This window comes from Jidongwangia harbinensis (genome assembly GCF_020216025.1).
Classification (GTDB): Bacteria; Actinomycetota; Actinomycetes; order Mycobacteriales; family Micromonosporaceae; genus Actinoplanes; species Actinoplanes harbinensis.
In genome coordinates this window covers 21,025-43,218 of sequence record NZ_JAIWNC010000015.1, presented here as the reverse complement: position 1 = coordinate 43,218, position 22,194 = coordinate 21,025, and the positions used below count along the sequence as shown (strand labels likewise).

The window sequence follows — 22,194 nt, the reverse complement described above, 5'->3', positions numbered from 1 at the left end:
AAGTGCCCAGGAATAGCGCCTGGGAACCACTACCGGAGACCGGTGCCGTCGTGCCTGTCGGCCGCGCGGGTCCGTGGGGTAGAACGCGGGGGAGCGGCCAGGCGGCCACTCCCCCGTCAGGTCATCGACGCAGGCCGAGACGCTCGATCAGCGTCCGGTAGCGGGCGATGTCCTTCTTCTGTACGTAGTTGAGCAGGCGGCGCCGGCGGCCGACCAGCAGCAGCAGACCACGACGGCTGTGGTGGTCGTGCTTGTGCACCTTGAGGTGCTCGGTCAGGTCGGCGATCCGCTTGGTGAGCATCGCGACCTGCACCTCGGGCGAGCCGGTGTCGCCCTCGAGGGTCGCGTACTCGGTCATGATCTTGGTCTTGGTCTCTTGGTCGAGCGCCATGTTCTCCGTGATTCTGTGTTGCCGGTGAAAGCGGTTCTCGCGGTCCGCGGCGTCGGGCAGGCAGGCGAGACCGGTCGTCGGTTATCCGACGTCGCGTCAACTCTACCAGCCCTGATCCGACCGCCCCGGCCACCGCCCTTAACCGGACTTAAGCCCCTTACTGGAGCAGCGCGCGGGTCTGTTCGACGTCCTCGCGGATCTGCGCCACGAGCGGTTCGATCGCGTCGTACCGGCGTTGTTCCCGCAGGTGGGCGACGAAGTCGAGGCTGACCCGCTCGCCGTACAGGTCGCCGGCGAAGTCCAGTACGTACGCCTCGACGCGCCGCTCACGCCCGGAGAATGTCGGATTGGTCCCGATCGACACGGACGCCATCTGCCGCCCGGCGTGCGTTCCGCCCCGGATGAGCCACGCGGCGTAGACGCCGTCGGCCGGGATCGCCGCGTACCGGTGGCACATCAGGTTGGCGGTGGGGAACCCGATCTCCCGGCCGCGCTGGTCGCCGCGGACCACCACGCCGGCCAGCCGGTGCGGCCGGCCCAGCGCGGCCGCCGCGGCCCGCACGTCCCCGGCGTCCACACAGCTGCGGATGTACGTCGAGGAGAACACCACCCCGTCCGCGGTGACCAGCGGGGCCTCCTCCACGGTGAAGCCGAACGACCGGCCCAGCCCCGCCAGCAACCGCAGGTCGCCGGCCGCCCGGTGCCCGAAGCGGAAGTTGTCGCCGACCACCACGACCGCCGCGTGCAGCGCCTCGACCAGCACGTCGTGCCCGAACGCCTCCGGGCTGAGCTGGGAGAACGCCGGCGTGAACGGCACCACGCAGACCGCGTCCACGCCGAGTTGCTCGAGCAGCTCGGCCTTGCGCACCGGCTCGGTCAGGACGGCCGGGTGCGACCCGGGCCGGACCACCTCGGCCGGGTGCGGATCGAACGTCACGACCACCGACTGCAGACCGAGATCGCGGGCCCGCTTCACCGCGTGCCCGATGATCGCCTGGTGGCCGCGGTGGACGCCGTCGAACACCCCGATGGTCACCACGGACCGGCCCCAACCACCGGGCACGGCCTCATACCCCCGCCAACGCTGCATCTGACTGCCTCCCCCTGCGATGCACCGGAGACAGCGTATCGGGCGTCGTTCAGGTGTCTGAAACAGTATGATGAATGATGAAATGAGTGTCTATTGGAGTGCTTTTGTCCTCCTCACTGCGGAGTTCACCTTCGCCGTGGTCTTCCTCCGCGCCCTGGTCGGCTACCTGCGTCGCCGGGACCCGCTGCAACGCGACGTCACGCTGGTCTTCGCCCCGTGCACGGTGCTGTTCGTGGTGGACATCGTGCGCCGGATCAACGGCGGCTCGCTGCCCCCGGTGGTCGGTGCGGTGGCGCTCACCGCGCTGCTCGCCCAGCCGTACCTGACGGTCCGGCTCGCCGGGCGCCTGCGCGCCGTGCCGACCTGGCTGGACCGGGCCGTGCTGGTGCTCTTCCTCGCCGTGGCGGTGCCGGTCTTCTTCCTGGACCGGCCGCTGCCCCCGGCCGTGGTCCTGCTGGCCGTGACCGCCTTCCTGATCAGCGAGCTGGTCGCGGCGGTGCTGCTGTTCGGCAAGGCCCGCACCCGGAGCGGCGCCAACCGGGCCCGGCTGATGACCGCGGCCGGCGCCACCATGGCGTTCGGGGCCGTGGTCGTGCTGATCGGGATCACCACCATCCCCGGGGTGCACCCCGCCTTCGGCGCCGCGAACCGGGTGCTGGCGCTGGGGTGCGCGCTCGGCTACCTGGTGGCGTTCGCACCGCCCCGCTGGCTGCGCCGGATGTTCTCGGCCTCCGCCGCCCAGTCGGTGACCGAACGCCTGCTGCGCGCACCGGTCGACTCCCCCGAACAGGTCTGGCAGATCTACGCCGAGATCATGCGGGTGCAGACCGGCGCCGACGCGGTGGCCGTGCTGAAGCCCCGCGCGGACGGCCAGCTCACGCCGACCGGTTACGCCGGGCCGCCGGTACCGACGCTCGAAGAGATCAGCATCGCCGACCTGACCGCGCTGATCCGCGCCGGGCAGCCGGCCCGGCTGCGGGAGGGCAGCCAGACCCTGGTCCGGCACTACGGCGCCGACCTCGGCGACGACTTCGTCACGGTGCTGAGCATGCCGGTGCCGCCCGACGCCGAGGGCGCGGTGCTGCTGTTCAACCGTCACCGCAGCCTGTTCAGCGACGACGACCTGCGGCTGCTCGCGGCGCTCGGCGGGCAGGCCGGGATCCTCGCCGAACGGCAGGCCGTCGCCGCCGCGGAACGCCGCCTGGCCGCCGAACTCAGCGCCTCGGTCACCGCGCTGACCCGGGCCAACCAGGCGAAGAGCGCGTTCCTGGCGAACATGAGCCACGAGCTGCGGACGCCGCTCAACGCGATCATCGGGTTCAGCGACCTGATGCGGGCCGAGGAGGCGGACGGCGACCGGCGCAAGGTGCCCGCCGAGTGGGTGGACCACATCCACACCAGCGGCCGGCACCTGCTCGGCCTGATCAACGACATCCTGGACCTGGCCAAGGTCGAGGCCGGCCGGCTGGACCTGCGCCTCGTGCCGCTGCGCGTGGACACCTCGGTGACCGAGCTGCTCACCGGCCTGTCGCCGCTGCTGATCGCGAACGACCTCACCGCCACCACCGACCTGCCCGAGGTGACCGCGCTGGCCGACCGCGTCCGGTTCCGCCAGATCGTGGAGAACCTGCTCTCCAACGCGATCAAGTTCACCCCGCGGGGTGGCCGGATCACCATCACCGCGGACGACGGGCCGGACTGGGTGACGGTGACCGTGACGGACACCGGGGTGGGCATCGCCGAGTCCGACCTGGGCCGCGTGTTCGAGGAGTTCCAGCAGGTCGGCGACGCGGACCGGCAGCGCGCCGGCACCGGACTGGGGCTGGCGCTGACCAAACGCCTGGTGGAGGCGCACGGCGGCGAGATCTCGGTGGCCTCGGTGCCGGGCGAGGGCAGTGCCTTCACCGTACGGCTGCCCGCCGGCGCCGCGGAGCCGGTCACCTCGTCCGCGGTTCCGGCCGCGACCACCGCCGGGTCGCCGGCCGCGCCGGCCGAGGGACCGCGGGTCCTGCTCATCGAGGACGACCCGCAGTCCGCCGAGCTGCACTGCACCCACCTGGCCGGGGCCGGCTACCGGGTGGAGGTGGCGAGCAGCGGCGAATCCGGGCTGGCCAGTGCCGGCAGTGACCCGCCGGACGCGATCGTGCTGGACGTGACGCTGCCCGGCATCGACGGCTGGGAGGTGATCCGGCGGCTCAAGGCCGACGACCGGCTGGCCGACATCCCGGTCTACTTCGCCAGCATCCTCGACGAGCGGTCGGCCGGCCTGGCGCTGGGCGCACACGACTACTTCGTCAAGCCGGTCGACCGGACCACCCTGCTGGGCGCGCTGGCCCGCGGCATCGCCACCCGGCCCACGCCCCGCGTCCTGGTGGTGGACCCGGACGACGCGGTCCGGCAGAGCATCGAGGAGGGCCTGCGGGCCGGCGGGGCGGACGTGGTGGCGTGCGCGACCGGCCGGGACGGGCTGGCCCTCAGCCGGGAGAGCCGGTTCGACCTGATCGTCTGCGACATGCAGCACCCCGACGCGGACGGGTTCCACCTGCTCGCCGCGATCGAACAGGACCCGGCCACCCGGCACACGCCGGTACTCGGCCTGACCACCACCCCCGGCGCCGACCCCCGGGACACCGCACCGCTGGTGGCCACCGCGATGGCCGGCGGCGTGGTCGCCGAGGCGATGGCCGGCGGCGCGGGCTGGGCGTCACTGGCACCGCTGCTCCGCCGCCGGACCGCCCGAAAGGACACGCCGTGAGCACCATCCTGCTGGTCGAGGACGAAGAACTGAATCGCACCCTGGTCAAGGCGGTGCTGTCCCGGGCGTCGGACACCACGGTGCGCCAGGCGGAGATCGTCGACGCGGCCAGCCTGGCGGCCGCCCGGGAACACCTGCGCAGCCGGGACGTCGACCTGATCCTGCTGGACATGAACCTGCCCGACGGGCACGGCCTCACCCTGGCCCGCGAGCTGGCGGCCGAGGCGGGCCCGGAGGGACGGCGCCGGCCCACGGTGGTCGCGGTGACCGCGAGCGTGCTGCCGCAGGACCGGGCGGCCGCGCTGGAGGCCGGGTGCGACGGCTTCCTGGACAAGCCGTACGCCGCCGCCGACCTGGTCTCCGTGGTCGCCACCCACCTGACGTGACCGGTCAGCCCCCGGCCGGCGGCCGGATCGTCACGGCCAGCCCGTCGGTCACCACCGGTTCCCGGTTGCCGTAGACGAACGCGTCGAACTGCGGGTCGGCCAGGCCCACCACGGCGTTGCGGCCGGCCGCCCAGACTCCCGGCGCCACCCCGCGGTAGGCGTACGTGTAGCTGCCGTCCCGGTGCAGCGTCGCACTCACCGAGATCCGGTTGCCCGGCGCCCCGGCCAGCTTCAACGCCAGCACGTTGCGCCACTCCACCACGAACGTGTCCGCCGTCGCCGCGGTGTACACGCCCGCCGCCGCATCCACGTCCATCCGCGCGTGGAACGGGTACAGCGCCAGGTCCGGCGTGAAGCGTGGCAGCGGCTCCACCCAGGACAGGTCCGGGAGCTGCGACGACCAGTCGAAGGTCGGCGCGGCGCCGAACGCGAGCACGCCGTCGGTGGCGATCCAGGCGGTGTCGAACCGCCGGCCGTACACGGTCACCGGGAACGGCAGCGGCACCTCGGTCGCGTCACCGGTGCGCCCGGCGATCGCCAGCGCCTCCTCCCCCGCCCGGTACGCACCGGTCGACGTGCAGGTGTGCCCGAACGCGTCGGTCCGCGCCGGCAGGTCGACGTCGGCGGTCGCCCCGTGCGCCACCGTGACCGACCGCCCGCCCGGCCGCAGGCACCGGTCCGCCGAGTCGACCACCAGGTCGTGCCCGCCCTTGGGCAGGGTCAGGCGGTACCGGCCGTCCGCCCCGGTCACCGTGCGCACCGGTGTGTCGTCCACCCCGACGGTCGCCCCGGCCACCGCCGCGCCGCCGGGCGCGCGGACGGTGCCGGTGACCGTGGCCGACGGCAGCGGGGCGGCGGTCACGTCCAGCCGGCCCACCGCTCCGGCTCGGACGGTCACCGAGCCGGTGCGGTCGGCGTGGCCGAAGCTGGTGATCCGGTACGGGTAGCTGCCCGGCACCGCCCGGTCCAGCCGGAACGAGCCGTCGGCGCCGGTGCTCAGCACCTTCCGCCGGGGCCCGGTCAGCAGCACGGTGGCGTCCGGCAGCGGTTGCCCGGTGACCGCGTCCCGCAGCACGCCCCGCAACCCGCCCAGGCCGGTACGCGGCGCCGCCCGGACCGCCGCGTACAGGTCGACGAGTCCGTGCCCGGCGGCGTTGTTGTGCTCGGCCGTCCCACCGCAGGCCAGGTCCGGGACCGGCGTGGCGCTGCCGTCCAGGATCCGGCGGGTGGCGGCGACGTCCCCGTCCAGCGCGGGGGCCGCCGACCAGAGCAGGGCGACCGCCCCGGCGACGTGCGGCGCCGCCTGGGAGGTGCCGGTCATCAGGTCGTACTCGCCGGTCGGCACGGCGGACCGGATGCCCGTCCCGGGTGCGGACACGTCCGGCTTGACCAGGCCGTCCACGGTCGGTCCCCGGCTCGACGACGGATTCAGCCGGTCCTGCGCGTCGGTGTTGCCGACGGTGTACGCGTCGGCCAGTGAGGGCGGCCAGCCGACGTGCTGGCAGGTGCCCTCCCGCCCGGCGTTGCCCGCGGCGAAGACCGGAAAGATGCCGGCGGCCACCCAGGCCGCCACCACGTCGGCGTAGTAGCCCGGCTCGGCACCGGGCAGGTGCCAGGAGTTGTTCACCACGTCCGGGGCCAGCTCGGGGCGGGGGTTCGCGCCGGACAGGTCGGTGGGCGCCAGCATCCACTGCCCGGCACTGAGCTGGTCCGCCATCCCGCGCGCCCGGGCCGCGATCCAGCGGGCCCCGGGAGCCACCCCGATCCGGTTCGCGCCGTCCGGGGAACCGCCGACCTGGATGCCCATCACGTGGGTGCCGTGCGGGAGGCCGTAGTCGTCGTCGCACGGCGCCTCGGTGGGGCACCGGCCGCCCGCGTCGTACCAGTTGTAGTTGTGGTTGAGCCGGCCGTTGCCGTACCGGCCGCGGTAGCCGGCGAGCAGCGCCGGGTGGTCGAACATGACGCCGCTGTCGATGGTCGCGACCACCACGCCCTCGCCGCGTACCCCGAAGTCGCGCCACACCCGGTCGGCCCGGACCCGCTCGATGTTCCACTCGACGCCGTCGTCCGCCCGGGCCCGGCCCGGCTGCGGCGCCGGGCCCGGCCCGGGTGCCGTGGGCGGGGGCTCGGGGGTGATCCGGGCCACGTCCGGCCGCTGCGCCAGCGCGGTCACCAGGTCCCGGCCGCCGGTCACCCGGATCGCGTTGGTGATCCAGAACGGGGTGAAGTCGGCACCGCGCTGCCGCAGGAAGCGCCGCAGTCCGGCCTGGGAATTCTCGGCGTGGGACCGCAGAATGGCCCGGACGTACGCGCCCTTCGCCGGCTTGGTGGTCCGGGACCGGACACCGGAGAGGTCGGCGCGCCCGGGGAGGGTCAGCCAGAACGCGGTACGGGCGCCGCCGGCCACCTGCTCCCGGACCCGGGCGTCCACCTTGGCCCGGACCACGTCGTCGGGCGCGGCGGCGGCCGGGGGCGGGCCGGTCAGCGGCACCACCAGCACGGTGAGCGCGACCAGCAGCGGGAGCCGTCCGGGTCGAATTGTCACGATGGCGCCCCTCGTCCGTGGTTCGTCCGGACCATTTCTAGACGAGGGCGTCCACGGGCGGCCATGCCGGAGGGAGATCGCGCAGGCCGGTCGGCCCTGTCACACCCCGGGCACCGGGCGGGGCGCCCGGGCCACCGGACAGAACCTAGGCCGGGGCGAGCACGATGTCCGGCCGGGCGCGGCCGTCGCGTTCGGTCACCACCGCCAGGACGTCGCCCGCGGCGTCGAAGACCGCGTACGGCCCGGTGATGCCGGCCGGGTCCAGCGGTCCGCCGTGCCGCAGCACCCGCTCCTCCTCGGCGGTCGCGATGCGCTCCGGGAACGCCCGCCGGGCCGCGTCCGCCAGGGACAGCCCGATCACGTCCGGCGCGCGCGACTCCAGCTCGGCGAGGGTGGCCGCCTCGGCCAGGGTGAACCCGCCGACCGCGGTCCGGCGGAGCGCGGTGAGGTGCCCGCCCACACCGAGCGTCCGGCCCAGGTCGCGGGCGATGGCCCGGATGTAGGTGCCGGACGAGCAGGTCACGTCGATGTCCACGTCCAGCACGTCCGCGCCGTCCGGGCGGCGGATCTCCCGGACGTCCAGCCGGTGCACGGTCACCCGGCGGGACGGGATCTCCACGTCCTCGCCGTCGCGTACCCGCTTGTAGGCCCGCTCTCCGTTGATCTTGATGGCGCTGACCGCGCTCGGCACCTGGTCGATCTCGCCGGTCTGCGCGGCGAGCCCGGCCCGGACCGCCGCCTCGGCCACCCCGGCGGCGGGAACCGTGGCGGTCACCTCGCCCTCGGCGTCGTCGGTGACCGTGGCCTGGCCCAGCCGTACCGTCGCGGTGTAGCTCTTCTCCGCACCGATGACGTAGGTGAGCAGCCGGGTGGCCCGGTTCACCCCGATGATCAGCACGCCGGTGGCCATCGGGTCCAGCGTGCCGCCGTGCCCGACCCGCCGGGTCTTCGCCAGCCGCCGCACCCGGGCCACCACGTCGTGCGACGTCATGCCGCCGGGCTTGTCCACCACGATGAGTCCGTCCAGGTTCACCCGCCCACCTTAGGGCGTGTGTCGAAGTGGGAGACGGGCTGCGGCCCTCACTTCGACACACGCCCTAGGCGCCCGGTCAGCGGGTGACTCCGAGCACCGCCCAGCGACCGGACCGCCAGCGCACCACCAGCATGGTGAACCGGACCAGCGTGAACAGCCCCAGGCCGGCCCACACCCCGCCGAGTCCCAGGTCCAGCGCGTAGGCCAGCCAGATCGCCGGCAGGAACCCGGCCAGGGCCGCCACGATCGTCACGTTGCGCAGGAACGCCACGTCACCCGCGCCGATCAGCACGCCGTCCAGCGCGTAGACCACGCCCGCGAACGGCAGCAGCCCGACGAACCAGGGCCACACGACCGCCGCCTGGTGCAGCACCGCCGGGTCACTCGTGAACAGCGCCGGCACCACGCCCGCACCCGCGGCGGCCAGCACCGCGAACCCGGCCCCGGCGACCGCGCCGGCCAGCGTCACCCGGCGCGCCACGCTCCGGGCGGCGGCCGCGTCCGAGGCGCCCAGTGCGGCGCCGACCAGCGACTGCGCCGCGATCGCCACCGCGTCCAGCACGAGCGCCAGGAAGAACCAGAGTTGCAGCGCGATCTGGTGGGCACCGACCGCCGCGACCCCGAACCGCGCGGCCACGGCGGTGGCGGAGAGCCAGCAGACCTGGAAGGCCCCGCCCCGGATGAGCAGGTCGCGGCCCAGCACGACCTGCCGCAGGATGACCGCCGGATCGGGCCGCAGCGAGGCGCCCTCGCGCACCACCGCCAGCAGGAACAGCACCCCGGACAACGTCTGGGCGAGCACGTTCGCGATCGCCGACCCGGTCAGGCCCAGCCCGGCGGGATAGACCAGAAGCGGACAGAGTACGGCGGAGAGCACGTTCGCCCCGAGCACGTAGAGCAGCGGGCGCCGGGTGTCCTGAACGCCCCGCATCCAGCCGTTGCCGGCCGCCGCGAGCAGCAGCCCGGGCGCACCGAGGACGGCGATCCGCAGCCATCCCGCCGCGGCGTCGGCGGCGGCCGGGTCGGCGGCCAGCGCCCGGGTCACCGGTCCGGCGGCGAGTTGCCCGGCCAGCGCCAGCAGCATCCCGAGGGCCAGCGCCAGCCAGGACGCCTGCACGCCTTCCGCGACGGCCGCCGCGCGGTCCCCCGCCCCGAACCGCCGGGCCGCCCGCCCGGTGGTGCCGTACGCCATCAGCGTCCCGAACCACACCGCCACCGACATGACGGTGCCGCCCACCGCGACGGCGGCGAGCGGCACGGAACCGAGGTGCCCGACCACCGCCGTGTCGACGAGCACGTAGAGCGGCTCGGCGGCGAGCACCACCAGCGCGGGCAGGGCGAGCGCGGCGATCCGCCGGGCGGTGGCCGGATCGGGCGCGCGGTCAGCCTCGGGGACCCGCGCGGCGGAACCCGGCTCCGCGGGCGCGGTGGGCTGCGGGTTGGGCTCGGCGGACGGGCTCATGGTGGACCATGATGCCCGCCGGGACGTAAGGAATGCAATGCGGAGCGGTGCTTACCGAGCGGGGTCCGTCACTGACGGGTGTCCATGGACGTCTGCAGGGCGCGACGGGCCTGCTCGCGGGCGTCGTCGGAGGGCGGAGGCTTCGGCTTGGCGGCCATGATCGTGGTCCTTCCACGGCGGGACGGGTGCCCAGGCACCCGAAGATCGGGTCGAGCGATGGCGTCACAGGGCCGGTCCGGGATCGCCGGACTCGTGCGGGGCGACGCGTCCCGGGTCGGTGGACCCGGGTGGCTCGAGGTTCCGCGGCGGGCGCTGGTCACGGCCTGCGCAAAACCAAATCACCGTTAACTCAAACTATCGTTCAGTCTCGCTCTGTGCTGCGGACATCCCGCACTCCGGGACACCCGACCGACGAGAGTGCCCCGCTCCGGCCGACCCGCGGCGGACCGGATGTGCGAGGACATGACAAAGCGCCGGCTCGATGAGCCGGCGCTTGACAGCCGGGCGCGGGAAATTCACCGCGCCGGCGGAACCTTTCTAGATCAGGAACTGGTCGAGCTTCTCCCGGACCGCCACCACGACGTCGCCGGGCGTGCCGTACCCGGTGAACCCGGCCGCCAGCCGGTGTCCGCCGCCGCCCATCGCGACCGCCACCGCGCTCACGTCGACCGCGCCCTTGCTGCGCAGCGACACCGCCCACTCGGCCTCGCCGAGCTGCTTCACCAGCACCGCCACGTCCGCCTCGGCCACCGTGCGGACCGGGTCGATGAGCGCGTCCATGACGTACGGGCGCTGCCCATGCCGCTCCAGGTCGGCCTGCGTCACGTGGGTCCACACCATGCCGTGCCCGCCCGCCGCCGTGGGGTCCAGCGCGGCCCGCGCCAGCACCTCGGCGAACAGCTTCATGGCGCCGAACGGCCGGGTGTCGAAGATGCGCCGGGAGATGTCACCCGGACGGATGCCGGTGGCGATCAGCCGGGCCGCCATCTCGTGCACCCGCGGCGTGGTCATGTCGAACTTGAACGACCCGGTGTCGGTGGCCAGCGCCACGTAGAGGCACTCGGCGATGCCGGCGTCCAGCGGCACGCCGAGCCGGGACAGCAACTCCTCGGCGACCACGGAGGTGGCCGCGGCCTCGGCGTCGACCAGGTTGATCCCGCCGAAGCCGGTGTTCGAGGCGTGGTGGTCGAGCACCACAGCGGCCTTCGCCGGTGCCAGGCGGTCGACCAGGCCGCCGAGCCGGGACTCCGCGGCCACGTCGAACACGATCACCAGATCGGGATCGGGGTACGCCTGCGGCTCGGGCACCAGCAGGTCCATGCCGGGCAGCGCCACGAACGGCTCCGGCACCTCGAACTCGCCGGGGAACGTCGCCTGCACCTGCGACACCCCCATCCGCCGCAGGCCCAGCCCGAAGCCGAGCATGCTGCCGAGCGCGTCGCCGTCCGGATTCACGTGGCAGATCAGCAGCACCCGTCCGGCGGGCGCGTGTTCCCGGATCGCGGCCACCGCGGCGGACCAGTCCGCCTCGGCCGGTCCCGAGGTGGCGGCACCCCGGCCCCGGGCGGCCGGGGCGACGCCGCCCGCGCCCGGTACCGGCGCCGCCACGGAGGCCCGGACGGGAGCCGCCAGCTCGGTCACCCGCGTTCCTCGCGGGCTCCGACCCGATCATCGGTGTCCGTGCCGGCGCCCGCGTCCTCGTCGTCCTCGGGCTCGCTCTTGTACGGGTCCGGATCGCCGGCGTACTGCTTGCCGGCGGCCAGGCGCTGCACCTCGGCGTCCCGGTTACGGGCGGCCGCGAGCAGGTCGTCGATCTCCTTGGCGTGGTCCAGCACGTTGTCCAGGATGAACGTCAGGCTGGGCGAGTGCCGCAGGCCGAGTGCGTGACCGACCCGGCTGCGGAGCATGCCCTTGGCGCTCTCCAGCGCGGCCGCGGTGGCCGACTGCTCGGCCTGGTCGCCCAGCACCGTGTAGTAGACCGTGGCGTCGCGCAGGTCGCCCGTGATCCTGGCGTCGGTGACCGTCACCATGCCGAGACGGGGGTCCTTGATCTCACGCACCAGCGAAGCCACCAGTTCACGCACGCGCTCGGCGTGCCGACGGGTCTTGGCCGGGTCCGACATATCGCCCACCTCCGACAACCGTTGTCCGCGGGAGTCCCGCCCAACGGATGGAGCCTACCCACGACGTCCTACGGGCGAACGTCGCACCGTCCGTCTGTGGACAGGGATGGAGAATCCCGGCCTCGTGGAAGGGGACTGGCACGGGTTTTCCGCCGCGGATGGGCTCAGTCGTCGTCGCCGTGTAGCCGGCGCCTCACCGACAGCAGTTCGATCTCGGGACGCCCGGCCATGTGGTGCTCGCACGTGTCGATCACCCGGCGCGCCTGGCCCGGGTCGGCGGCTACCACGGCCACCCCGACCTCGGCGCGGCCGTGCAGGTCGAGCGCGCCCACCTCGGCCACGGCCACCTCGTACTTGCGCAGCGCGGCGAGGATCGGGCGGACGTAGGAGCGCTTCTGCTTCAGCGAGCGCGAGTCGTCGGGCAGCAGCAGGTCGAAGAGCGCGGTCTCGGTATACACGACCGAGGAGGCTACGCCCGCCGGCGGCCCCGGTCAGCCCGGTTTCCGGGCCACCACCACGTCGCGCTCGATGCCCTGGTCGACCCGGTGACTGAGATCGCCGTGCCGGACGACCTCCAGGCCGTTGGCGAGCAGGATGTCCTCGGCCAGGTCCCGCCGCGCGACCTTCAGGTTCCAGGACAGGCCGATCGCGCCGCCCGGCCGCAGCAACCCGACCCACTGCGGCACCGCGCGCTCCAGCAGGTCCAGCGGACGCCGGTTCAGGTTGCCCTCGTCGTCGTAGCTGCCGTGCGCCACGCCGTACGGCAGGTCGGCGACCAGCACGTCCGCGCAGGGCGCCTTGAGCAGCCCGTCCAGCCGGGTGGTGTCCGCCTGCAGCACGGTGACCTTCTGCACGGCGCCCGCCTTGTGGTCCTCCTTCGACGGCGCCAGCGTCACGTCCAGGCGCCGGGCGGCCCGCTTGCCGGCCCGGCGCACCGGGACCAGCTCGGCGGTGTGCTTGAGACGCTTGCGTTTGAGGTACGCCTTCAGGAACGCCGCGTACGCCTCCACGTCCTTCGCGTCGATCTCCACGCCGACCGCGTCGTAGCCGTACATCAGGGCCTGGTTCAGCGTGGTGCCCCGGCCGCACAGCGGGTCGCAGACCGTGACGGTGCCGTCCAGCATCCGCCCGGCCGTGGCACCGGCCAGCAGGGTGAGGTTGAGCAGCAGCTTGGTGAACTGCTCATTGGTCTTCCCGGCGTACTTCGGGATGGTGATCAGGTCGCTGTCGTAGCGGGCCAGGGGCTCCATCGTGACCGGCCGGAGCGAGCCGTCGCCGGGGAGCCCGAACAGCGCGTACGCGGCGGAGAGGTTGGACAGCAGCGCCACGTCGCGGGCGGTGAGGTCGGCGGCGAAGGTGAGGTACTCGACGCCGCCGAGCAGGGACGTGCCGATGTCGTCGAGCGGGGCGGACAGCGCCGGCCCGAAGGCGGCCAGTTCGACCTGGGACAGGCGACCGGCCTGGTCGGCGTAGACACGGTTGGCGGACGGCGCGAGCAGCAGGGCGTACCGGGACATGGTGGTAAGTAAAGACAACGGCCCCCGACGCCGAAGCGCCGGGGGCCGTTGTCGCGAACTACCTACGCGCGGGGCTTCTCCCGCATCTCGAAGGTCTCGATGATGTCGCCGACCTGCGGGGTGCCGAAGCCGGTCAGGGTCAGACCACACTCGAAGCCCTCGCGGACCTCGGTGGCGTCGTCCTTGAACCGCTTCAGCGAGCTGATCGTGACCGCGTCCGCCACCACGGTGCCGTCGCGCAGGATGCGCGCCTTGGCGTTGCGGCGGATGAGACCGGACCGGACCATACAACCCGCGATGAGACCGATCTTGGACGAGCGGAACACCTCGCGGATCTCCGCCGTGCCGAGCTCGACCTCCTCGTACTCGGGCTTGAGCAGGCCCTTGAGCGCCGCCTCGATCTCCTCGATGGCCTGGTAGATGACCGAGTAGTACCGGATTTCGACACCGGCCCGGTCGGCCATCTCCTTGACCTTGTTCGAGGCCCGGACGTTGAAGCCGATGATCGTGGCGGTCTGGTCCGAGGACGCAGACGCCAGGTTCACGTCGCTCTCGGTGATCGCACCGACGCCGCGGTGGATGACCTTGAGCTGGACCTCGTCCGGAATCTCGATCTTGAACAGCGCGTCCTCGAGCGCCTCGACCGAACCCGAGCCGTCACCCTTGAGCACCAGGGTGAGCGAGGTCTTCTCGCCCTCCTTGAGCTGCTCCATGAGCGTCTCGAGCGTCGCCCGGCCACGCGAGTTGGCGAAGCTCGCCGCACGGCGGCGGGCCTGCCGCTGCTCGGCGATCTGCCGCACCGTGCGGTCGTCCTCGGCCGCCAGGAACGTGTCGCCCGCGCTCGGCACGGACGTCAGACCCAGCACCAGGACCGGCCGCGCCGGTGCCGCCTCGGCCACCTGCTTGCCGTTCTCGTCGAGCATGGCGCGGACGCGGCCGTGCGCGCCACCCGCCACGATCGAGTCGCCGGCCCGCAGCGTGCCCTTCTGCACCAGGACGGTGGCGACCGCGCCGCGGCCCTTGTCGAGGTGTGCCTCGACCGCGACACCCTGCGCCGGCCCGTCGATCGGAGCGGTCAGCTCCAGCGACGCGTCGGCGGTCAGCAGGACGGCCTCGAGCAGCTCGTCGATGCCGATGCCGGGCTTGGCGGCCACGTTGACGAACATCGTGTCGCCGCCGTACTCCTCGGCGAGCAGGCCGTAGTCGGTCAGCTGCTGGCGGACCTTGTCCGGGTTGGCGTCCGGCTTGTCCACCTTGTTGACCGCGACCACGATCGGCACATCCGCGGCCTTGGCGTGGTTGAGCGCCTCGACCGTCTGCGGCATGACGCCGTCGTCGGCCGCGACCACCAGGATCACGATGTCGGTCACCTGGGCACCGCGAGCACGCATGGCGGTGAACGCCTCGTGACCCGGGGTGTCGATGAAGGTGATCGCCCGCTCCTCCCCCTGGTGGGGGACGACGACCTGGTAGGCGCCGATGTGCTGGGTGATGCCACCCGCCTCGCCGGCGACCACGTTGGTCTTGCGGATCGCGTCCAGCAGCTTCGTCTTACCGTGGTCGACGTGACCCATGACGGTCACCACCGGCGGCCGGGTGACCAGCCGGTCCTCGGCGATCTCGGCGTCGAGGTCGATGTTGAACCGCGACAACAGCTCGCGGTCCTCGTCCTCCGGGCTGACGATCTGCACGTCGAAGCCCAGGTGCTCGCCGAGCAACAGCAACGTGTCGTCGGAACACGACTGCGTCGCGGTCACCATCTCGCCCAGGTTGAACATCTCCTGGACCAGCGAACCCGGGTTGGCGTTGATCTTGTCGGCGAAGTCGGAGAGGGACGCGCCACGCGACAGCCGGACCTCCTGGCCCGAACCGCGGGGAGCACCCGACGACATCTGCGGAGCCGACAGGTTGTCGAACTCCTGACGCCGCTGCTTCTTCGACTTGCGACCGCGGGTCGGCCGGCCGCCGGGACGCCCGAAGGCCCCCGCCGCACCGCCGCCGCGACCGCGACCGCCGCCACCCGGACGACCGGGCGCGCCGCCGGCCGGAGCACCGCCGCCGGGGCCGCCGCGGTAGCCGCCGCCACCACCGGCACCGCCGCCGGGGCCGCCGCGGTAACCGCCGCCACCACCGGCACCGCCGCCGCCACCGGGACGGAAACCGCCACCGGCACCGCCGCCGCCACCGGGACGGAAACCGCCACCGCCACCGCCGGGACCGCCACGGCCGCCGCCGGGACCACCGGGACGACCGGCGCCACCGCCGGGACCGCCGCGACCGCCACCGGGGCCGGCCGGGCGCTGCGAGGGCATGGACGCCGGGCTGGGCCGCGGCGGCATGGACGCCGGGCTCGGCCGCGGCGGCATGCCGGGCTGGTTGGGTCGGGGCATCGCCGCGGGCGACGGCCGGGAGCCGCCACCGGAGACCCCGAACGGGTTGTTGCCGGGACTACGCGCCGGCGGACGGGCCCCACCGGCCGGACCCGGACGGCCCGGCGTGGGCGTGCCCGGAGCGGCCGGACGGCTGCCGGCGGCCGGGGAACCCGGACGCGGCGGTACCGAACCGGGACCCGGCGGACGGGGACGGGTGGTGCCGTCGGCCGGAGGCTGCTGCGCCCGGCGTTCGGCATCACGGGTCCGGGCCGCCTGAGCGGCCTTGACCGCGGCCTCCTGCTCGGCCTTCAGCGCCGAGGCGCGCGCCTCGGCGGCCGCCACCTCGATGTCGTGCGCGCTGGCCGGCTTGGCGACCGGGCCGGGCGTGGGACCGGGACGGACCGGTGGCTTGGGACGGACCATCGGGCCCGGGGTCGGAGCCGCCGGCGTGCTGGGCGCGCTGGGCGCGCCGGCAGCCGGAGCGGCGGGACGACGCGGCGGCGCGGGCCGGGCGGTCGTCGGTGGCTTGGGTTCACTCGGGGCGGCGGTGGGCGCCGCCGGAGCGCCACTGTCCTGGGCGTCGAGCGCACCACGGAGCCGCCGGGCCACCGGGGCCTCGACGGTGCTGGATGCGGACTTGACGAACTCGCCCATCTCTTTGAGCTTGGCGAGAACGGTCTTGCTGTCGACCCCGAGCTCCTTTGCGAGCTCGTGTACGCGGGCCTTACCTGGCACTGCACTCCTCACTTCGAGGTCGTGCGAGCAGTACCCGCAGCGACCTCACTCGTGCACTAGAAGCCTGTTCATTTCAGGGACTTCATCGTGTGCTCATGTCGGTCGTCCTACCTTGCTGGTCGGACGGGGCGCCGACGCCCCGTCTTCGTTGGTTCCGGGCGGCACGGAGACCGCACGGAGGTGCTCGGCCAGCGGACCGGTGTCAGCAACACCGGTGAATCGCAACGCCCGCCCGAAGGCACGGCGCCGCTCCGCCTGCGCGAAGCAGGCCGGATCAGGATGCACATGAGCGCCCCGACCCGGCAGTCGGCGATTCGGGTCGGGGCGGAGCTGAAGATGATCTCCCGCTCGCACCGCGACGAACCGCAGCAATTCGAAGGCCGGTGCGCGCTTACGACAACCGACACAAGTCCGGGTAGGAGTCCGTGTCGGACCGGCCACCTGAAAGTCTACCCCCCGTACGCCCGCGGCGCGTATCCGGTCAGCTTCCCGCTTCCGCGGCATCCCGGTTCGTGGCCTCGGCCGGCTGGTTGTCCGGTTGAATGTCGATCCGCCATCCGGTCAGCCGGGCGGCCAGACGAGCGTTCTGCCCCTCCCGGCCGATCGCCAGGGAGAGCTGGAAGTCCGGCACCGTGACCCGGGCCGCCCGCGCGGCCGCGTCGACCACCTCGACCCGCAGCGACTTGGCCGGGGACAACGCGTTGCCCACGAACCGGGCCGGGTCGTCCGACCAGTCGATGATGTCGATCTTCTCGCCCTGCAGCTCACTCATCACGGCACGGACCCGCTGGCCCATCGGCCCGATGCAGGCACCCTTGGCGTTCACCCCGGGGACCGCCGAACGTACCGCGATCTTCGTACGGTGACCTGCCTCACGTGCGATCGCGGCGATCTCCACCGTGCCGTCGGCGATCTCCGGCACCTCCAGCGCGAACAGCTTCTTCACCAGCGCCGGATGGGATCGGGACAGGGTGATCTGGGGTCCGCGGAAGCCCTTGGCGACGTGCACCACGATGGCCCGGATCCGGGACCCGTGCGGGTACGGCGCCTCGCCGGGCACCTGCTCCGACTGCGGCAGCACCGCCTCGATCTTGCCGAGGTCGACGATCACGATGCCCTTCTCGGCGCGCGCCGCGTCCGCCTGCACGACGCCGGTGACCAGGTCACCGTCGCGTCCGGCGTACTCCCCGAAGTGCACCTCGTCGGTCGCCTCCCGCAACCGCTGCAGAATCACCTGCTTCGCGGTCATCGCCGCGATGCGGCCGAAGTCGTGCGGGGTGTCGTCCCACTCCCGCACCACGCTGCCGTCGGCGTCCAGTTCCTGCGCGAAGACGGACGCCGTGCCGGTCTTGCGGTCGATCTCCACCCGGGCGTGGCTCTCCGAGCCGTCGGTGTGCCGGTACGCGGTCAGCAGCGCGGTCTCGATCGCCGCGAGGATCGTCTCGAACGGGATCTCCCGCTCGCGCTCCAGGGCGCGCAGCGCCGCGAGGTCGATGTTCACTTCTCCTCGCCCTCCCCATCCTCGTCGTCTTCGTCGTCTACGTCGTCGTCTTCTTCGTCGAACTCGGCCTCGTCGAGGCGCTTGAACTCGATCTGCACCTTGCCCGGCCCGAGTTCGGCGTGGCCCAGCTCGTGCGCCACCCCGTCGACATCCAGCACGATGCCCTCGTCGTCCGCGGCGGTCACCCGTCCGGTACGGCCGTTCACGGCCACCAGCCGGCCCACGTTCCGCCGCCAGTGGCGGGGCAGCGTCAGCGGCCGGTCCACGCCGGGCGAACCCACCTCCAGCTGGTACTCCCCGGCCAGCAGCTCCCCGCCGGTCTCCTCGGCCGCGTCCAGCGCCTGCGAGATGTCGCGGGAGACGGCCGCCACGTCGTCCAGGCTGATGCCGCCGTCCGCGTCGACCAGCACCCGCACCAGGAAGCGGCGCCCGGCCCGGGACAGGCGGAGATCCTCCAGGTCGTACCCGGCCGCGGACACCACCGGCTCGACCACCGCCTGCACGGCCGATCTGGCGGCCGCCAGATCGATGCGCGGAGCTACCGGGGTACGGGGCTCCGCGGCCCCCCGGCCACGGGAGTCGGAGCGGCGTCCGCCCGATCCCGGACGGGCGCCGGCGCGACCACGCTGCGTCATCGGTGCCACCCCTCAGTCCTGTCCGGTACCCCGTCGCCGGTGCGGCGCGGCCCGGTCGCCGGAAACACCGGCACGCCCCCGGGCAGGAAACGCCCGGCGGCTGCGCAGAGCGTAACGCGCCGGTCGCTTCGGCCGTCCGGCGCCGCACCGAATCCTCAGCATGCCCAGGTCAGCGGGGGCGACGCCACGGCCGTGCCCCGATGGTGTTGACTACCCGCGTGGGGAACGGGGCGAATGGGGTCGTCCGGACGGGCGGTGGACATACCCGTCGCCGGCTGCTCGGAGTGACCGTCGGCACGGCCATCGGCGTCGCCGCGCCGGCCGGATGCGGGCTGTTCGGCGACGACCCGGAACCGCCCGCGCCGGATCCGCTGCAGCCGGTGCTGGACGAGGCCCGGGCGCTGTCCGCCGCGTACGAGCGGGCGGTGGCCACCCAGCCGTCGCTGGCGAAGCGGCTCGACCCGCTGGCCGCGGACCACCGCGCCCACCTCGAGGAACTCGTCCGGGTGATCGGGCGGAACGTGCCGTCCGCCGCGGCGTCGTCGGCGCCGGCCGGCTCGGATCCCGGGGAGACGCTGTCCGGGCTGCGGAGCGCGGAACGGCGGGCGCAGCGCACCGCGGCCGCGCTGGCCCGGCAGGTGCCGGCCGAGCGGGCCGCCCTGGTCGGGTCGATCGCCGCCTGCCGGGGCAGCCACGCCGAGGCGCTGCGATGAGCGCGGAACTGGCGGCGGCCCTGGCCGCCGAGGAAGCGGCGATCTATGCCTACGGCCTGATCGGCGTGCACCTCGACGGTGCCGGTGCGCGGGCGGAGGCGCGTACCGCCGAGGCCGGCCACCGCAACCGGCGGGACGTGCTGGTGGCCCGCCTGGACGAGTTGCGCGCGAGCGCGGCGCCGGCGCCGGCCGGGTACCAGCTGCCGTTCGAGGTCACCGACCACGGCAGCGCGCTCAAGCTCGCCATCGAGGTCGAGCAGGGGGTGGCGGCGGCCTGGCGTGCCGCCCTGCCGGCCACCGCCGACGACGACCGGGCCACCGCCGTGGACGCGCTTGCCGGGGCGGCGGTGCGCGCCACCCGCTGGCGACGCCTCGCCGGGGTCAGCCCGGTCACGGTCCCCTTTCCCGGCCGGCCCTGACCGTTCCGCGCCGCCGGGCCGGCGGCCGGCACCGGGACAAAGCTGATAACCGCGACAACCCCGGCATGACGCCTCCGAGATCGGGTGACGCGGGTCCGCCACGATGGCCGTTCGGGGTCGAGAATGGCGGAGTGACGCAGGACGAGATGGACGTCGCCAACCCCCGTGGATACCTGGCCGTGCGGCTCCGGGACGTGGTGCAGCGACGCTGGTCCGCGGACGTCCAGGCGATCGGCGTGCACGGTTCGCTGGCCCACGGCGACGACACCGACGGCAGTGACGTGAACCTGGTCGTGGTCACGTACCGGCCGGGCACCGGTCCGCGCCCGTCGCTGCGCCGGGTCGACGGCATCCTGGTCGACCTGTCCGTGGTGACCGCGGACGAGGGGCTGCGCCGGGCCCGGGAACTCACGCCCCGGTGGCCACTCGTCGCGGACCGCTTCCTCACCACCAGGGCGCTGTTCGACCCGCACGGCTGGTTCGCCGCCCAGCGGGACGCGCACCTGGGCCGGCTGGCCGAGGCCCGGCCGGCCGAGTTCAGCACCCTGGCCCGGCGCAACTGGTGCATCGCCTCGTCGGCGCACGCCCGGGCGGTGCGGCTGGCCGAGTGGTACGACACCGACGCGGCCCTGGTGCTGATCGCCGAGGCCCGGCTGCACGCGGCCATGGTGACCGGGCTGTTGTCCCGGACCTACTTCCGGAACCGGGCGGACGCGGTCAAGCGCACCGGGCTGGCCGGCGCCGACATGCAGGAACTCGCCGCGGTGCTGAAGACCCAGGCGGCCGATCTGACCGCCCGCGGCCGCCCGGTGGACGGCACCCTGGCCGCCCTGTTCGACTAGAACGGGCCGCCCTGTTCGGCCAGACGGTCAGGCGACGCCCACGCCGATCAGCGTGCCCACGCCGTAGGTGACGGCGGTCGCCAGCGCGCCCAGCAGGAACTGTCGCCCGCCGCTGAGCACCCAGGACCGGCCGGTGAACCGGGCGATCAGCGCCCCGGCCGCGAACAGCCCGACCCCGCCCACCGCGAGCGCCAGCCACAGGCTGTCGAAGCCCAGCAGGTACGTCAGCAGCGGCACCAGCGCACCGATCGAGAAGCACACGAACGACGACGCCGCCGCGGTCCACGGGCCGGGCAGTTCGTCCGGCACCACACCCAGCTCCTCCTGGGCGTGCACCCGCAGCGCCTGCTCCGGGTGCGCCTTCAGCACGTCGGCGACCTGCCGGGCCAGGTCCGCCGGCAGGCCGCGGGCGGTCCACGCGTCGACCAGTTCGTCGGCCTCGCCCTCCGGGTTCAGCCGCAGCTCCCGGAGTTCCTTGGCGAGTTCCGCGGCGACCTGCTCGTTCTGGGTGCGCACGCTGGTGTACTCGCCGATCCCCATCGAGATGGCGCCGGCGATCAGGCCGGCCACGCCGGTGAGGATCAGCGTGCGGCGGTCCGCCCCGCCACCGCCCACGCCGGCGATCAGCGCGATGTTGGTGACCAGGCCGTCCATCGCGCCGAACGTGGCGGCCCGGAGCCAGCCGCCGGAGACGTCGGCGTGGTGGTGCTCCGGCGGCGGGTGCGTGCCGGTGGTCACGGGAGCGTCAGGATCTCGTACCCGTCGTCCGTGACCACCAGGGTGTGCTCGAACTGGGCGGTCCACTTCAGGTCCTTGGTGACGACGGTCCAGCCGTCGTCCCACATGTGGTACTCGTGGGTGCCGAGCGTGATCATCGGTTCGATGGTGAACGTCATGCCGGGTTCCATGACGGCGTCCAGGCGCGGGTTGTCGTAGTGCGGGATGTACAGCCCGGAGTGGAACGTCTCGCCGATGCCGTGCCCGGTGAAGTCGCGGACCACGCCGTACCCGAAACGCCGTGCGTAGGCCTCGATCACCCGGCCGATGGCGTTGATCGGCCGACCCGGGGCGACCGTGCGGATGCCCCGCATCATCGCCTCGTGGGTGCGTTCGACCAGCAGCCGGACCTCGTCGCTGACCTCGCCGACGCAGAACGTGGCGTCGGTGTCGCCGTGCACGCCGTTCAGGAACGCGGTGACGTCGACGTTGATGATGTCGCCGTCGGCCAGCACCGTCGAGTCCGGGATGCCGTGGCAGATCACCTCGTTCAGCGACGTGCAGCACGACTTGGGAAAACCCTTGTAGCCGAGCGTGGACGGGTACGCGCCGTGGTCGCAGAGGAACTCGTGCACCACCCGGTCGATCTCGTCGGTGGTCACGCCCGGCTTGCAGTGCTCGCCGGCCAGCTGGGTGGCCTGGGCGGCGAGCCGGCCCGCGATCCGCATCTTCTCGATCGTCTCGGGGGTCTGGACGTGCGAGCCGCGCCACTCTTTCGGGCGCTTCTTGCCGACGTACTCCGGACGGGGGATCTGCGGCGGCACCGCCCGCCACGGCGACTGCTGACCCGGGACCAATGGGGCACGAACCGTCATAGCCACAGCCTATCGCCGTACGTCGGCACGGCCGCCGGCGTCCGGTACGGCCACGGTCGGGTAACGGGTCCGTTGCCCATAAT

20 protein-coding genes are annotated in these 22,194 nt (G+C 73.5%); 5 read left to right on the top strand and 15 right to left on the bottom strand.

Annotated features, from left to right (window positions below; genetic code table 11):
* Positions 1-121 precede the first annotated feature (121 nt).
* Entirely contained in the window at positions 122-391 is a 270-nt protein-coding gene (gene rpsO / locus LDL48_RS20480; RefSeq protein ID WP_023561775.1) for a 30S ribosomal protein S15, read from the bottom strand.
* A gap of 157 nt (positions 392-548) precedes the next feature.
* The gene (locus LDL48_RS20475) at positions 549-1,481 is read right to left on the bottom strand and encodes a bifunctional riboflavin kinase/FAD synthetase (protein WP_225256791.1); all 933 of its coding nucleotides are present in this window, start codon (positions 1,479-1,481) and stop codon (positions 549-551) included.
* 82 nt (positions 1,482-1,563) lie between these two features.
* Here LDL48_RS20475 and LDL48_RS20470 point away from each other — a divergent pair, with 82 nt between their 5' ends.
* Together LDL48_RS20470 and LDL48_RS20465 are read left to right on the top strand one after the other, a co-directional pair.
* Complete coding sequence (locus LDL48_RS20470) at positions 1,564-4,236, top strand: response regulator (RefSeq protein WP_225256790.1); 2,673 nt, start codon at positions 1,564-1,566, stop codon at positions 4,234-4,236.
* Positions 4,233-4,622 carry a response regulator gene (locus LDL48_RS20465; RefSeq protein ID WP_225256789.1) on the top strand — a complete coding sequence of 130 codons (390 nt, stop codon included), beginning with the start codon at positions 4,233-4,235 and terminating at the stop codon, positions 4,620-4,622. Before LDL48_RS20470 ends, LDL48_RS20465 begins: the two co-directional genes overlap by 4 nt.
* A gap of 4 nt (positions 4,623-4,626) precedes the next feature.
* Here the strand turns inward: LDL48_RS20465 and LDL48_RS20460 are convergent, their stop codons facing one another.
* From LDL48_RS20460 to rimP, 11 genes are all read right to left on the bottom strand, one after another.
* Positions 4,627-7,167: a S8 family serine peptidase gene (locus LDL48_RS20460; RefSeq protein WP_225256788.1), complete on the bottom strand. Its 2,541-nt coding sequence runs from the start codon at positions 7,165-7,167 to the stop codon at positions 4,627-4,629.
* Between the two features lie 145 nt (positions 7,168-7,312).
* Complete coding sequence (gene truB / locus LDL48_RS20455) at positions 7,313-8,200, bottom strand: tRNA pseudouridine(55) synthase TruB (protein WP_225256787.1); 888 nt, start codon at positions 8,198-8,200, stop codon at positions 7,313-7,315.
* 76 nt (positions 8,201-8,276) lie between these two features.
* Complete coding sequence (locus LDL48_RS20450) at positions 8,277-9,662, bottom strand: MATE family efflux transporter (protein WP_225256786.1); 1,386 nt, start codon at positions 9,660-9,662, stop codon at positions 8,277-8,279.
* Between the two features lie 537 nt (positions 9,663-10,199).
* A complete protein-coding gene (locus LDL48_RS20445; RefSeq protein ID WP_225256816.1) occupies positions 10,200-11,171 on the bottom strand; it encodes a DHH family phosphoesterase in 972 nt (323 codons plus the stop codon).
* A gap of 128 nt (positions 11,172-11,299) precedes the next feature.
* Positions 11,300-11,785 carry a 30S ribosome-binding factor RbfA gene (rbfA, locus tag LDL48_RS20440; RefSeq protein ID WP_225256785.1) on the bottom strand — a complete coding sequence of 162 codons (486 nt, stop codon included), beginning with the start codon at positions 11,783-11,785 and terminating at the stop codon, positions 11,300-11,302.
* A 164-nt stretch (positions 11,786-11,949) separates the two neighbouring features.
* The gene (locus tag LDL48_RS20435; RefSeq protein ID WP_225256784.1) at positions 11,950-12,243 is read right to left on the bottom strand and encodes a DUF503 domain-containing protein; all 294 of its coding nucleotides are present in this window, start codon (positions 12,241-12,243) and stop codon (positions 11,950-11,952) included.
* Positions 12,244-12,276: 33 nt separating this feature from the next.
* Positions 12,277-13,302 (bottom strand): TRM11 family SAM-dependent methyltransferase, encoded by a 1,026-nt coding sequence (locus tag LDL48_RS20430; protein ID WP_225256783.1) that lies wholly within the window; start codon positions 13,300-13,302, stop codon positions 12,277-12,279.
* A 62-nt stretch (positions 13,303-13,364) separates the two neighbouring features.
* Positions 13,365-16,409, bottom strand: coding sequence for a translation initiation factor IF-2 (gene infB / locus LDL48_RS20425; protein ID WP_225256782.1), 3,045 nt, complete (start codon positions 16,407-16,409; stop codon positions 13,365-13,367).
* A 93-nt stretch (positions 16,410-16,502) separates the two neighbouring features.
* Positions 16,503-16,850 carry a YlxR family protein gene (locus LDL48_RS20420; RefSeq protein WP_308016474.1) on the bottom strand — a complete coding sequence of 116 codons (348 nt, stop codon included), beginning with the start codon at positions 16,848-16,850 and terminating at the stop codon, positions 16,503-16,505.
* A 40-nt stretch (positions 16,851-16,890) separates the two neighbouring features.
* On the bottom strand, positions 16,891-17,910 hold the full coding sequence (nusA, locus tag LDL48_RS20415; protein WP_225256780.1) for a transcription termination factor NusA: 1,020 nt from the start codon (positions 17,908-17,910) through the stop codon (positions 16,891-16,893).
* Positions 17,907-18,545 carry a ribosome maturation factor RimP gene (gene rimP / locus LDL48_RS20410; protein ID WP_225256779.1) on the bottom strand — a complete coding sequence of 213 codons (639 nt, stop codon included), beginning with the start codon at positions 18,543-18,545 and terminating at the stop codon, positions 17,907-17,909. The genes nusA and rimP overlap by 4 nt, the downstream gene beginning before the upstream one ends.
* Positions 18,546-18,829: 284 nt before the next feature.
* On the opposite strand from rimP, the gene LDL48_RS20405 reads away from it, so the two are divergent.
* From LDL48_RS20405 to LDL48_RS20395, 3 genes are all read left to right on the top strand, one after another.
* Complete coding sequence (locus tag LDL48_RS20405) at positions 18,830-19,258, top strand: hypothetical protein (protein WP_225256778.1); 429 nt, start codon at positions 18,830-18,832, stop codon at positions 19,256-19,258.
* Entirely contained in the window at positions 19,255-19,677 is a 423-nt protein-coding gene (locus LDL48_RS20400) for a ferritin-like domain-containing protein (RefSeq protein ID WP_225256777.1), read from the top strand. The genes LDL48_RS20405 and LDL48_RS20400 overlap by 4 nt, the downstream gene beginning before the upstream one ends.
* A 131-nt stretch (positions 19,678-19,808) precedes the next feature.
* Positions 19,809-20,519 carry a nucleotidyltransferase domain-containing protein gene (locus tag LDL48_RS20395; protein WP_225256776.1) on the top strand — a complete coding sequence of 237 codons (711 nt, stop codon included), beginning with the start codon at positions 19,809-19,811 and terminating at the stop codon, positions 20,517-20,519.
* A 27-nt stretch (positions 20,520-20,546) separates the two neighbouring features.
* Here the strand turns inward: LDL48_RS20395 and LDL48_RS20390 are convergent, their stop codons facing one another.
* Entirely contained in the window at positions 20,547-21,257 is a 711-nt protein-coding gene (locus LDL48_RS20390) for a VIT1/CCC1 transporter family protein (protein ID WP_225256775.1), read from the bottom strand.
* The gene (gene map / locus LDL48_RS20385; protein ID WP_225256774.1) at positions 21,254-22,111 is read right to left on the bottom strand and encodes a type I methionyl aminopeptidase; all 858 of its coding nucleotides are present in this window, start codon (positions 22,109-22,111) and stop codon (positions 21,254-21,256) included. Before map ends, LDL48_RS20390 begins: the two co-directional genes overlap by 4 nt.
* Positions 22,112-22,194: the final 83 nt, after the last annotated feature.